This is a genomic window from Mycobacterium sp. 663a-19, from assembly GCF_035616495.1.
GTDB lineage: Bacteria > Actinomycetota > Actinomycetes > Mycobacteriales > Mycobacteriaceae > Mycobacterium.
Window position 1 is genome coordinate 91,180 of record NZ_JAPJAV010000007.1, and the last position, 12,442, is coordinate 103,621.

Genomic DNA, 12,442 nt, shown 5'->3' on the forward strand with positions numbered 1-12,442 from the left:
GCCGTCGTCCATCACAGGTAGCCGTTCATCAGAGTAAGAGTAGGTGTACCGCCCTGCTGGAGCATGACGAATGTCGGCGCCGCACGGGGCCGTTTCGGCGCGGACGGCCCGCGAAGTAACCTGGCGACTGTGAAGCTGCTGGGCCGCAAGAAAACCCATGACGAGGACCCCGACGGGGGTACGACGGCGCCGGCTGCACCCGACCTGGACGGTCCGGCCGACGCGGCATCGCCGGGATCGCGCAAGACCGGTCCCAAGGGCCGGCCCACGCCCAAGCGCAACGAGGCGCGGCGCACCAAGGGCCCCGTCGCGCCGGCGCCGATGACCGCCGCCGAGGCGCGCGCCCGGCGCAAGTCGCTGGCCGGCCCGAAGCTCAGCCGCGAGGAACGCCGGACCGAACGGGCCGCCAGCCGGGCCCGGATGGCGGAGCGCCGGGAGCGCATGATGGCCGGCGAGGAGGCCTACCTGCTGCCGCGCGACCAGGGGCCAGTGCGCCGCTACGTGCGCGACGTGGTGGATTCCCGGCGCAACCTGCTCGGCCTGTTCATGCCGTCCACGCTGACGCTGCTGTTCATCATGTTCGGTGTCCCGCAGCTGCAGCTGTACATGTCGCCGGCGATGCTGGTCGTGATGGCCCTCATGAGCATCGACGGGTTGATCCTGGGCCGCAAGGTCAACAGGCTCGTCGACGAGAAGTTCCCGAGCAACACCGAAAGCCGTTGGAAGCTGGGTCTTTACGCCGCCAGCCGGGCCTCCCAGATGCGCCGGATGCGGACGCCCCGGCCCCAAGTCAAGCACGGCGCCAGTGTCGGTTGAGCCTCGCCTGAAAGCCGTCTGACCCCGGTGCGCACCCTGGTGCTCGGCGGGATCAGGTCGGGCAAGTCCCGGTGGGCGGAGGAAGCCATCGCCGCGTCGCTGGCGCCCGGGCAGCCGGTGCGCTACCTGGCCCCCGGCCCGGCCGGCGAGGGCGACGGGGCGTGGGCGCAGCGGATCCGCCGGCACCGCGACCGCCGGCCCGCGCACTGGTCGACGGTCGAAACCGACGACATCACAACGCAATTGCGGCACTGCCCCGAAACCCCGACGCTGGTCGACGACCTCGGCGCCTGGCTGACCGGCGCGCTGGACCGCCACCGGGCGTGGGAGAACGGGTCGGCGGCGGTCCGCGAAACCGTCGAGGCCCTAGTCGCCGCCGTCGGCGCGTTCGGCGGCACGCTGGTCCTGGTCAGCCCGGAGGTCGGGCTGACCGTTGTGCCGGCCACCGCGTCGGGACGCTTATTCGCCGACGAGCTGGGCGGCCTCAACCAGCGCGTCGCCGCGCTGTGCGATCGGGTGGTCCTGGTGGTGGCCGGGCAGGCGGTACCGATCAAGCCGATCAAACCGTCGGGAACGTGATGGAATTCACGCCGATTTCGCCGCCCGACACCGCCGCCGCGGCCGCCGCGCGCGCCCGTCAGGACACGCTGACCAAGCCGCGGGGCGCGCTGGGCCGGCTCGAGGACCTGTCGGTGTGGGTCGCGTCGTGCCAGGGGCGCTGCCCGCCCCGGCAGTTCGAGCGGGCCCGGGTGGTGGTGTTCGCCGGGGACCACGGCGTCGCCCGCTCGGGGGTGTCGGCCTACCCGCGGGAGGTGACCGCGCAGATGGTCGCCAACATCGATGCCGGCGGGGCGGCGATCAACGTGCTCGCCGACGTCGCCGACGCGACGGTGCGGGTCGCGGACCTGGCGGTGGACGCCCCGCCGGCCTCGGAGCGGATCGGCGCCCACAAGGTGCGCCGCGGCAGCGGCGACATCGCCGTCGAGGACGCGTTGACCGACGAGGAGACCGGCCGGGCGCTCGCGGCCGGCCGCGGCATCGCCGACGAGGAGGTCGACGCCGGCGCCGACCTGCTGATCGCGGGCGACATGGGAATCGGAAACACCACTGCGGCAGCGGTTTTGGTGGCGGCGCTGACCAACGCCGAACCGGTCGCGGTGGTGGGCTTCGGGACCGGCATCGACGACGCCGGCTGGTCGCGCAAGGCCGCCGCGGTCCGCGACGCCCTGTTTCGCGCGCGGCTGGTGCTGCCCGACCCGGTCGGACTGTTGCGCTGCTGCGGCGGCGCTGACCTGGCCGCGATGGCGGGCTTTTGCGCGCAGGCCGCGGTGCGGCGCACGCCGCTGCTGCTCGACGGGATCGCGGTGACGGCCGCCGCGCTGGTCGCCGAGCGCCTGGCGCCGGGCGCCAGGCAGTGGTGGCAGGCCGGTCACCGGTCCACCGAGCCGGGCCACGCGCTGGCCCTGGCGGCCCTCGAGCTGGACCCGATCCTGGACCTGCGCATGCGGCTGGGCGAGGGAACCGGCGCCGCGGCGGCGCTGCCGGTGCTGCGTTGCGCGGTGGCCGCGCTGTCGTCGATGGCGACGTTCACCGACGCCGGCGTCTCGGAGCCCGGCGGTGCTCCCCCATCGTGATGCGTTCGCTGGCAACGGCTTTCGCGTTCGGCACGGTGGCCCCGGCGCCGCGCGCGGGGGCGGTCCCGATGGGCCGCGGCGCCATGACCGCGCTGCCGGTGGTCGGCGCCGCGCTGGGCGCATTGGCCGCGGGGGTCGCGTGGGCCGGCGTGCACGCGTTCGGCCCGGCCAGCCCGCTGCCCGGCCTGCTCGCGGTGGCGGCGCTGCTGCTCGCCACCCGCGGCCTGCACATCGACGGGGTCGCCGACACGGCCGACGGCCTGGGCTGTTACGGTCCGCCGCCGCGCGCGCTGGCGGTGATGCGCGACGGGTCGACCGGACCGTTCGGCGTGGCGGCCGTGGTGCTGGTGGTCACGTTGCAGGGCTTCGCCTTTTCGGCGCTCGGCCCGGTCGCGATCGTGGTGGCCGTGGCCGCCGGACGGGTCGTGGCGGTGCTGGCCTGTCGCCGGTCGGTGCCGGCGGCCGAGGGCAGCGCGCTGGGCGTCCGGGTCGCCGGCACCCAGCCCGCGCCGGTGGTGGCGGCCTGGCTCGCCGTGCTGCTGGCCGCTTCGCTGGCGGCGGGTCCGCGGCCGTGGCAGGGGCCGGTCGCGGTGCTGCTGGCGGTGTGCTGCGGCGCGGCGCTGGTGGCGCACTGCGTGCGCCGCTTCGGTGGCATCACCGGCGATGTGCTGGGCGCGGCCATCGAGTTGACGACGACGGTCGCCGCCGTCGCGCTGGCCGGACTGGTCCGGGTATAAGGCGGTCAGCCGAGCCGCGACATCCAGGCGTGGGTGTCGGCGAAGGTGCCACGCTGGATGCCGGTCAGCGTGTCGCGCAGCGCCATCGTCACCTCGCCGGGCTGGCCGTCGGCGATGGTGAACTCGGTGTCGCCGTACTTCACCCGCGAGACCGGGGTGATGACGGCCGCGGTGCCGCAGGCGAACACCTCGGTGATCTCCCCCGCGGCGGCCTTCTTCTGCCACTCGTCGATGTCGATCTTGCGTTCCTCGACGGCGAATCCGGCGTCGATTGCCAACTGCAGCAACGAATCCCGCGTGATCCCGGGCAACAGCGAGCCGGACAACTCGGGCGTGACCAGCCGCGCCGACCCGGCGCTGCCGAGCACGAAGAACAGGTTCATCCCGCCCATCTCTTCGATGAAGCGACGCTCCACGGCGTCCAGCCACACCACTTGGTCGCAACCGTTTTCGGCGGCCTGGGCCTGAGCCAGCAGCGACGCGGCGTAGTTGCCGCCGAACTTGGCCGCGCCGGTGCCGCCCGGGCAGGCCCGCACGTATTCGGTCGACACCCAGACGCTGACCGGGGTGATGCCGCCCTTGAAATAGGCGCCGGCCGGCGACGCGATCAGCAGGTAGCGGTACTGCTTGGCCGGCCGCACCCCCAGCCCCGGCTCCGTCGCGAAGATGAACGGGCGCAGATACAGCGCCTCCTCGCCGCCGGCGCGGGGCACCCACGCGCTGTCGACGGCGATGAGCTGGCACAGGGATTCGATGAACAGCTCGCCGGGCAGCTCGGGAATGGCGAGCCGCCGCGCCGACGAACGCATCCTGGCGGCGTTGGCGTCGGCGCGAAACGACACGATCGAGCCGTCGGCCCAACGGTAGGCCTTGAGCCCCTCGAACACCTCCTGCGCGTAGTGCAGCACGATCGCGGACGGGTCCAGCTGAATCGGGCCGTACGGGATGACCCGTGCGTTGTGCCAGCCGCGGTCCTCGGCGTAGTCGATCGAGACCATGTGGTCGGTGAAGTATTTGCCGAAGCCCGGGTCGGCCAGGATCGCCTCGCGTTCGGCGTCGGTCGCCGGGTTGGCCGCGCGGGTAACCGTGAACTCGCCTGGGCCGCTGGTCATGGCGCTGATTGTATATCCGGGTGCGAACGGGTTTTTGCCACGGGAAACCGGTGGCGCCTAACGAGTTTTCACGGCGACGAAGGGCGGACGCACGACTTCGCACTCGGCGGGGCGGCCGCGGACGTCGACGGTGACGAGCTGGCCGTCCTCGACGCCCGCGTCGGTGTCGATCAGCGCGAGCGCGATGCCGGCCTGCAACGTCGGGGAAAACGTTCCCGACGTGGTGATCCCGACGGGGGCGTCTCCGGCCAGCACCGTCAGCCCGGGACGCAGCACGCCGCGGCCCACCATTCGCAGGCCCCGCAGCAGCCGTCGCGGCCCGGCCTCCTTTTCGGCGAGCAGCGCGTCGCGGCCGAAGAACGCGTCCTTCTTCCAGCCGATCGCCCAGCCGCAGCGGGCCTGCAGCGGCGAGATGTCGAGCGAAAGTTCGTGCCCGTGCAGGGGATAGCCCATCTCGGTGCGCAGCGTGTCGCGGGCGCCCAGGCCGGCCGGCTGGCCGCCCGCGTTCGACACCGCCGTCACCAGCGCGTCGAACACCACCGCCGCGGACTCCCAGCCCGGCAGCAGCTCGTATCCGTGTTCGCCGGTGTAGCCGGTGCGGCAGACGCGCACCGGCACCCCGGAGAACGAAGCGTCGGCGTAGGCCATGTAATCCATGTCGTTCGGCAGTCCCAACTCGCCGAGCACGTCCGTCGATCGCGGCCCCTGCACCGCCAGCACCGCATACGAGCGATGCTCGTTGCTGATCGTCAGGCCCGCGGGCGCGGCCGCCTGCAGCGCCTCGACGACCGCGGCGGTGTTGGCGGCGTTGGGCACCAGAAAGATCTCGTCGTCGTCGACGTAGTAGGCGATCAGGTCGTCGATGACGCCGCCGGATTCGGTGCAGCACAACGTGTATTGCGCCTTGCCCGGGCCGATGCGGCCCAGGTCGTTGGTGAGCGCCGAGTTGACGAACCGCGCCGCGCCCGGACCGCGCACCAACGCCTTGCCGAGGTGGCTGACGTCGAACAGGCCGACGGCGTTGCGGGTGGCGTTGTGTTCGCTGACGGTCCCGGCATACGACACCGGCATCAGCCAGCCGCCGAACTCGGCGAAGGTCGCGCCGAGCTCGCGATGGCGCTCTTCCAGCGGTCCGTGCTGCAGGTGGTCGGTCACGGCGTCTCACCCTAACCGAGCGGTATTGCTGGCACACTTGGGCAGGTGTCCGATCACCTGGACTTCGACGCGCTCGAGGCCGCCGGCATCGCCAACCCGCGCGAGCGGGCCGACCTGATCAAGTATCTGAACGAACTCGGTTTCACGGTCGAGGAGATGGTGGAGGCCGAACAGCGCGGCCGACTGTTCGGGCTGGCCGGGGACGTCCTGCAATGGTCGGGGCGCCCGGTCTACACGATGGCGACCGCGGCCGAGCGGCTCGGCGTGTCACCCGACGAGGTCGCCCACGCCTGGGGTTTGCTCGGCCTGACCGTCGCCGGGCCCGACGTTCCCGCGCTGAGCCAGGCCGACGTCGATGCGCTGGCGACCTGGGCCGCCCTGAAGACGGTGGTGGGTGAGGACGGCGCGAACGGGATACTGCGGGTCCTCGGCGCCACGATGGCCCGACTCGCGGAGGCCGAGTCGACGGTGATCCGCGTCGGGATGCCGGACATCCAGATGACCCACACTCACGACGAGCTCGCCACGGCGCAGGCCTACCGCGCGGTCGCGGAGTTCGTCCCCCGGATCGGGGAGCTGATCGACGTCGTTCACCGCCATCACCTAACCGGCGCCCGCACCCACTTCGAGGGCGTCCTGCGCGACAGCTCGGCAAGTGTGGTGTGCGGCATCGGTTTTGCGGATCTGTCCGGCTTCACCGTGCTCACCCAGGCGCTCACGCCCGCCCAGTTGTCGCTGCTGCTCAACGAGTTCGCCGGGACCGTCACCGACGTGGTGCATGCCGACGGCGGCCGGGTGGTGAAGTTCATCGGCGACGAGGTGATGTGGGTGAGCGCGTCGCCCGGGCAGCTCGCCAGGGCGGCGGCCGACCTCGTCGAGCATCCGCGGGCCCGGCAGGAGGGTGTGCAGGTTCGAGCCGGCCTGGCGTACGGCAGCGTGCTGGCCATCAACGGGGACTACTTCGGCAGCCCGGTCAACCTGGCGGCGCGGCTGGTGGCGGCCGCGGCGCCGGGGCAGATACTCGCCGATTCGGCGCTGCACGACGAGTTGCCGGACTGGCCCGCCGTCCCGCACGGTCCGCTGACGCTCAAGGGCTTTGACGCGCCGGTCACCGCCTTCGATCTGCGCAGTGACTAGGGTGGTTGCCCGTGACCAACCAACCGGCTTACCAATCCCCGTCCGTCGACGTCGCCACCTCGCTGCCGAAGCGCGGCGCGGATTCGTCGGTGTTGGTGGTGCCCGTCGTCTCGACCGGCGACGAGGACCGGCCGGGCGCCGTCGTCACCGCGGCCGAGCCGTTCCTGCCCGCCGCGGCGGTCGCCGAGATCGAGGCCGGCCTGCGGGCGCTGCAGGCCACCGGCGGCAGCGAAAAGGTGCACCGGCTCGTGGTGCCGTCGCTGCCAGTGGCCAGCGTGCTGGCGATCGGCCTGGGCAAGTCGCGATCCGAGTGGCCGGCCGACACGGTCCGTCGCGCGGCCGGCGTGGCGGCGCGGTCGCTGGGCGGGGCCGAGGCGGTGATCACGACGCTGGCCGGGCTGCCCGGCGAGGACGTCCGCTCCGCCGTCGTGGAAGGGCTGATCCTGGGCAGCTACCGGTTCTCGGCGTTCCGCACCGACAAGACCGCCCCGAAAGACAAAGGGCTGCTTCGGATCACCGTGCTGGCCGCCGCAAAGGAGGCCAAGGACGCCAAGCGGGAATGCGCGCACGCCGCGGCGGTCGCGACCGCGGTCGCCACCGCACGCGACCTGGTCAACACCCCGCCGAGCCACCTCTTCCCCGACGAATTCGCCAAGCGCGCAAGGGCTTTGGGTGAGTCCGCGGGCCTGGAGGTCGAGGTGCTCGACGACAAGGCGCTGCGCAACGGGGGCTACGGCGGGGTGATCGGCGTCGGCCAGGGCTCGTCGCGCCCGCCTCGGCTGGTGCGGCTGATCCACCGGGGCTCGAAGCTGGCGAAGAAGCCGAAGCAGGCCAAGAAGGTGGCGCTGGTCGGCAAGGGCGTCACCTTCGACACCGGCGGCATCTCGATCAAGCCGGCCGCGTCGATGCACTACATGACCTCGGACATGGGCGGGGCGGCCGCGGTCATCGCGACCATCGCGCTGGCCGCGCAGCTGAAGCTGCCGATCGACGTGAACGCCACGGTGCCGATGGCCGAGAACATGCCGTCGGGCACCGCCCAGCGCCCCGGCGACGTGCTGACGCAGTACGGCGGGACCACCGTCGAGGTCCTCAACACCGACGCCGAGGGCCGGCTCATCCTGGCCGACGCCATCGCCCGGGCGTGCGAGGACAAGCCGGACTATCTGATCGAGACCTCCACGCTCACCGGGGCGCAGACCGTGGCGCTGGGCGCCCGCATACCCGGGGTGATGGGCAGCGACGGGTTCCGCGACCGGGTCGCCGCGATCTCGCAGCGGGTCGGCGAGAACGGCTGGCCGATGCCGCTGCCCGACGAGCTCAAAGAGGACTTGAAGTCCACCGTGGCCGACCTCGCCAACATCAGCAATCAGCGCTTCGCCGGCATGCTGGTGGCCGGGGTCTTCCTCCGCGAGTTCGTCGCCGACGGGGTGGATTGGGCGCACATCGACGTGGCCGGCCCGGCCTACAACACCGGCAGCCCGTGGGGGTACACGCCCAAGGGCGCCACCGGCGTTCCGACCCGGACGATGTTTGCGGTGCTCGAGGACATCTGTGAAAAGGGCTGACGGCGGGTCGACTTCTAGATCCGCGAGCGCGCTCATATGTACGCCGGCGCGCCGTCCGAGCCGGCATTTTGAGGACGCTCGGCAAGGGGATGTCCGCTGGGTAGCTGTTTAGCCGTGCGACGCAGCGGATAACTCTCCAAAGGGTCGGCATTCGACAGGAGGCGGAGTTGTGACTGCGCGACGATTGATCTTGGCGGTGGGCGCCGTGCTGTTGTTGGCCGGCGTCATCGGGCTGCTGGTGCCGGTGTCGGTATCGGACGGCAGTGGCAATTCCGTTTCCTGCGGCAACGCGATCGCCCCGGACTCTTCCGCGGCGCGCAACGCCAACGAAAAGACCGGGGCCAACATCCCCATACTCAACCAGGTCCTCCCGCATACCGACTTTGTGGCTCAATGCAACTCGTCGGTGCACGGACGGCAAATGTGGGCCATCCCGCTGGCCGTGATCGGGGTTCTCGGGATCGGCGGCGCGCTGCTGGCACGGCGCGGCACCGGAACGGCGACCGGGCCGGCGGGCTAGCGGTTAGATCACCTTCATCCGGGCGGTGCTGCGCAGCGCCTGCGGCAGCAGCCGCGAAACCCCGTAGAGCGCATAGGCTTCCGGCGCCACCGGGCGAATCGGCTTGTTCTTCTTGACCGACGACAGGATCGCCTTGGCGACCTTGTCCGGCCCGTAGTGGCGCAACGCGAACATCTTTCCGAGCTGGCCCCGCCGGCCGTCGACGTGTTCCTCCTGCTTTCCGGCGGGCGCGTCGAAGCGGGTGGTGTTGATGATGTTGGTGTCGATCACCCCGGGGCAGATCGTGGTCAGCCCGACGCCGGCGGCGTCCAGCTCGGCCCGCAGGCAGTCGGAGAACATGTAGGTCGCGGCCTTGGACGTGCAGTAGGCGTTCAGCGACTGCAGCGGCGCGTAGGCGGCCATCGACGACACGTTGACGATGTGCCCGCCGGTGCCGCGCTCGACCAGGCGCCGCCCGAACGACCGGCAGCCGTTCACCACGCCCCCGAGGTTGACGTCCAGGACCCGGTCGAACTGCTCGGCCGGGGTGTCCAGGAAGTTCCCCGCCTGCCCGATGCCGGCGTTGTTGACCACGATGTCGGGAACGCCGTGCTCGGCGCTGACCCGGGCGGCGAACGCCTCGACCGCGTCGGCGTCGGACACGTCGAGCACATAGGGGTGGGCGACACCGCCCCACGAGGCGATCTGCTCGGCGGTGTCCTTGACGGCGGCCTCGTCGATGTCGCTGACCACCACCTCGGCGCCCTCCCGCGCGAAGGCGAAGGCGGTCTCGCGGCCGATGCCGCTGCCGGCGCCGGTGACCGACACCAGCATGTCGCCGAAGCACTCGCGCGGACGCCCGATCTGAGCGCGCAGCAGCGCGCGGCTTGGCTGCTTGCCCTCGATCAGGTCGGCGAAGTCGCGCACCGCGTCGGCCATCACCCGCGGGTGCGACATCGGCGAAAAGTGGCCGGCCTTGATGTCGCGCCGCCACAGCCGCGGCACCCAGCGCGCGGTCTCGTCGTACCCGTAGGGCCGCACGTAGCGGTCCTTGGTGTTGACGATCAGCTGCACCGGCACGTCGACGACGTGGACCTGCTGCTTCCGCGAGAACGAGCGAAAGTAGTTGGCGGGGTAGGTTTTAACCGATTGGGCGGCGTCGCGGGCCAGGTTGTCGGAGTGGTGGATCAGCTCGTCGGGAATGTTGTCGACGGCGTTGCGCCGCAGCGCCGGGACCGACAGCGCCAGCCGAAGGAACAACGGCGCCAGCACCGGTATCGAGAAGAACGCCATGTAGCTGAACCGCAACGCCTGGCTGACGGCGCGGGCGAACGTCCGCGGCCGCCAGGGCCGCCGCAGGCCGGTGAAGATGTAGTTGACCAGTTGCTCCTGGCTCGGACCCGACACCGAGGTGAACGAGGCGACCCGGTCGCCGGCGCCGGGCCGCTTCAGGTACTCCCACACCCCGACCGAGCCCCAGTCGTGGGCCAGCACGTGCACCGGCCCGCCGGGGCTCAGCTCGCCGGTCACCGCGGCGAAGTCATCGGCGAACCGCTCCATGGTGTACGCCGACACCGGCTTGGGCGCCGAGGAGAACCCGACGCCGCGGTTGTCGTAGCGGATGATGCGGAACCGCTCGGCCAGCAGCGGGACGACGCCGTCCCACAGCACGTGCGAGTCGGGAAAGCCGTGCACCAGCACGACGGGCGGGCCGTCGGGGTTGCCCTCCTCGTAGACGGCGATGCGGACGCCGTCCCCGCTGTCGACGAACCGCTCGGGTACCTGTTGAATCGCCGGCATCGGACCTCCGCCCACCCGCATTTGCTCTGCACTGTCGCTCAGACTGGATCGCCACACCGTAGCAAGCGGTCCGCCCTGGATGCGTGCCCGTGCGGGCGCACTGGCAGGATAGTTCTGAGATCGACTCGGCTTGGCCGCCAGGTACACCGCGGTGTGGTAAGCCAGATGTCGACCTGCGCCGACAACCGATCGAGGAGTCAACACAGATGGTCTTCTCCGTGCAGATGCCGGCACTCGGTGAGAGCGTCACCGAGGGGACGGTCACGCGCTGGCTCAAGCAGGAAGGCGACACGGTCGAACTCGACGAGCCGCTCGTCGAGGTCTCGACGGACAAGGTCGATACCGAAATACCGTCGCCGGCCGCCGGCGTGCTGACCAAGATCATCGCCCAGGAGGACGACACCGTCGAGGTCGGCGGCGAGCTGGCCGTCATCGGCGACGCCGCGGAGGCGCCATCGGGGGGCCAACCGGCCCCGACGGCCCAGCCGGAGCCGCAGGCCCAGCCGGAGCCGGAGCCGCAGGCCCAACCGGAGCCCGAGGCCCGGCCGGAACCCAAGCCCGAGCCGGCGGCGGCCCAGCCGGCGGCGTCGGCGTCCGGATCCGGTGATGCGACGCCGGTGTTGATGCCCGAGCTGGGCGAGTCGGTCACCGAGGGCACCGTGACCCGCTGGCTGAAGAAGGTCGGCGATTCGGTCCAGGTGGACGAACCGCTGGTGGAGGTGTCCACCGACAAGGTGGACACCGAGATCCCGTCGCCGGTGGCCGGCGTGTTGGTCAGCATCACCGCCGACGAGGACGCCACGGTCCCGGTCGGCGGCGAGTTGGCCCGGGTCGGCGTCGGGGCCGACGCCCACGCGCCGTCGGCTCCCGCTCCCGCCCCGGCGCCCCAGGCCGAACCCAAGCCCGAGCCGAAACCCGAACCGAAACCCGAACCCAAGCCCGAGCCCGCCGCCAAACCGGCCCCGGCACCGCAGCCCCAACCCGCCCCCGAACCCGCCGCCGAGCCGGCCGCGCAGACCGGAACCGACGGCGCCCCCTACGTGACCCCGCTGGTGCGAAAACTGGCCGCCGAGAACAACATCGACCTCGCCGAGGTGAAGGGCACCGGCGTGGGCGGGCGCATCCGCAAGCAGGACGTGCTAGCCGCGGCCCAGAAGAAAGAAGAGGCGAAGAAGGCCCCAGCCCCGAGCGCCCCGGCCGCCGCCGCGCCCGCCGCACCGAGCGCCCCCGCGCCCACAGCGGCCCCCGCGCTGGCGCACCTGCGCGGCACCACGCAGAAGGCCAGCCGGATCCGCCAGCTGACCGCGGCCAAGACCCGCGAATCGTTGCAGGCCACGGCGCAACTCACGCAAACCCACGAGGTCGACATGACCAAGATCGTCGGGCTGCGGGCCAGGGCCAAAACCGCGTTCGCCGAGCGCGAGGGCGTGAACCTGACCTTCCTGCCGTTCATCGCCAAGGCCGTGATCGACGCGCTGAAGATCCATCCCAACATCAACGCCAGCTACAACGAGGACACCAAGGAGATCACCTACTACGACGCCGAGCACCTCGGCTTCGCCGTCGACACCGAGCAGGGCCTGCTCTCCCCCGTGATCCACAACGCCGGCGACCTGTCGCTGGCCGGGCTGGCCCGGGCGATCGCCGACATCGCCGCCCGCGCCCGCTCGGGGGACCTCAAACCCGACGAGCTGTCCGGTGGCACCTTCACCATCACCAACATCGGCAGCCAGGGCGCGCTGTTCGACACCCCGATCCTGGTCCCGCCGCAGGCCGCCATGCTGGGCACCGGCGCCATCGTCAAGCGGCCACGGGTGATCGTCGACGAGTTCGGCAACGAGTCCATCGGGGTGCGTTCGGTGTGCTATCTCCCGCTAACGTATGACCACCGGCTGATCGACGGGGCCGACGCGGGACGCTTCCTCACCACGATCAAACACCGGCTCGAAGAGGGCGCGTTCGAGGCCGATCTCGGGTTGTGAGA

At 71.5% G+C, this 12,442-nt stretch carries 11 protein-coding genes; 8 read left to right on the plus strand and 3 right to left on the minus strand.

Annotated features, from left to right (window positions below):
* Nucleotides 1-129 precede the first annotated feature (129 nt).
* The 4 genes from OQ968_RS14105 to OQ968_RS14120 are packed head-to-tail and all read left to right on the plus strand — an operon-like array spanning nt 130 to nt 3,187.
* A complete protein-coding gene (locus OQ968_RS14105) occupies nt 130-816 on the plus strand; it encodes a DUF3043 domain-containing protein (RefSeq protein ID WP_324678801.1) in 687 nt (228 codons plus the stop codon).
* 27 nt (nt 817-843) lie between these two features.
* Nucleotides 844-1,395 (plus strand): bifunctional adenosylcobinamide kinase/adenosylcobinamide-phosphate guanylyltransferase, encoded by a 552-nt coding sequence (locus OQ968_RS14110; protein ID WP_324678803.1) that lies wholly within the window; start codon nt 844-846, stop codon nt 1,393-1,395.
* Nucleotides 1,395-2,450 carry a nicotinate-nucleotide--dimethylbenzimidazole phosphoribosyltransferase gene (gene cobT / locus OQ968_RS14115; protein ID WP_420715917.1) on the plus strand — a complete coding sequence of 352 codons (1,056 nt, stop codon included), beginning with the start codon at nt 1,395-1,397 and terminating at the stop codon, nt 2,448-2,450. The genes OQ968_RS14110 and cobT overlap by 1 nt, the downstream gene beginning before the upstream one ends.
* Nucleotides 2,447-3,187: an adenosylcobinamide-GDP ribazoletransferase gene (locus tag OQ968_RS14120; protein WP_324678807.1), complete on the plus strand. Its 741-nt coding sequence runs from the start codon at nt 2,447-2,449 to the stop codon at nt 3,185-3,187. The genes cobT and OQ968_RS14120 overlap by 4 nt, the downstream gene beginning before the upstream one ends.
* A gap of 5 nt (nt 3,188-3,192) precedes the next feature.
* On the opposite strand, the gene OQ968_RS14125 is transcribed toward OQ968_RS14120, so the two are convergent.
* Nucleotides 3,193-4,299: a branched-chain amino acid aminotransferase gene (locus OQ968_RS14125; RefSeq protein WP_324678809.1), complete on the minus strand. Its 1,107-nt coding sequence runs from the start codon at nt 4,297-4,299 to the stop codon at nt 3,193-3,195.
* 57 nt (nt 4,300-4,356) lie between these two features.
* Entirely contained in the window at nt 4,357-5,454 is a 1,098-nt protein-coding gene (gcvT, locus tag OQ968_RS14130) for a glycine cleavage system aminomethyltransferase GcvT (RefSeq protein ID WP_324678811.1), read from the minus strand.
* A 45-nt stretch (nt 5,455-5,499) separates the two neighbouring features.
* Between gcvT and OQ968_RS14135 the strand changes: the two genes are divergently transcribed.
* The 3 genes from OQ968_RS14135 (at nt 5,500) to OQ968_RS14145 (ending at nt 8,679) form a co-directional block, all read left to right on the plus strand.
* Entirely contained in the window at nt 5,500-6,591 is a 1,092-nt protein-coding gene (locus OQ968_RS14135) for an adenylate/guanylate cyclase domain-containing protein (protein ID WP_324678813.1), read from the plus strand.
* 11 nt (nt 6,592-6,602) lie between these two features.
* Nucleotides 6,603-8,159 carry a leucyl aminopeptidase gene (locus tag OQ968_RS14140; RefSeq protein ID WP_324678815.1) on the plus strand — a complete coding sequence of 519 codons (1,557 nt, stop codon included), beginning with the start codon at nt 6,603-6,605 and terminating at the stop codon, nt 8,157-8,159.
* Between the two features lie 169 nt (nt 8,160-8,328).
* The gene (locus OQ968_RS14145) at nt 8,329-8,679 is read left to right on the plus strand and encodes an aminopeptidase (RefSeq protein WP_324678817.1); all 351 of its coding nucleotides are present in this window, start codon (nt 8,329-8,331) and stop codon (nt 8,677-8,679) included.
* Between the two features lie 3 nt (nt 8,680-8,682).
* Here OQ968_RS14145 and OQ968_RS14150 read toward each other — a convergent pair whose 3' ends face one another.
* Nucleotides 8,683-10,458 carry an SDR family oxidoreductase gene (locus OQ968_RS14150; RefSeq protein ID WP_324678819.1) on the minus strand — a complete coding sequence of 592 codons (1,776 nt, stop codon included), beginning with the start codon at nt 10,456-10,458 and terminating at the stop codon, nt 8,683-8,685.
* 206 nt (nt 10,459-10,664) lie between these two features.
* Between OQ968_RS14150 and sucB the strand changes: the two genes are divergently transcribed.
* A complete protein-coding gene (gene sucB, locus OQ968_RS14155) occupies nt 10,665-12,440 on the plus strand; it encodes a 2-oxoglutarate dehydrogenase, E2 component, dihydrolipoamide succinyltransferase (protein WP_324678820.1) in 1,776 nt (591 codons plus the stop codon).
* Nucleotides 12,441-12,442: the final 2 nt, after the last annotated feature.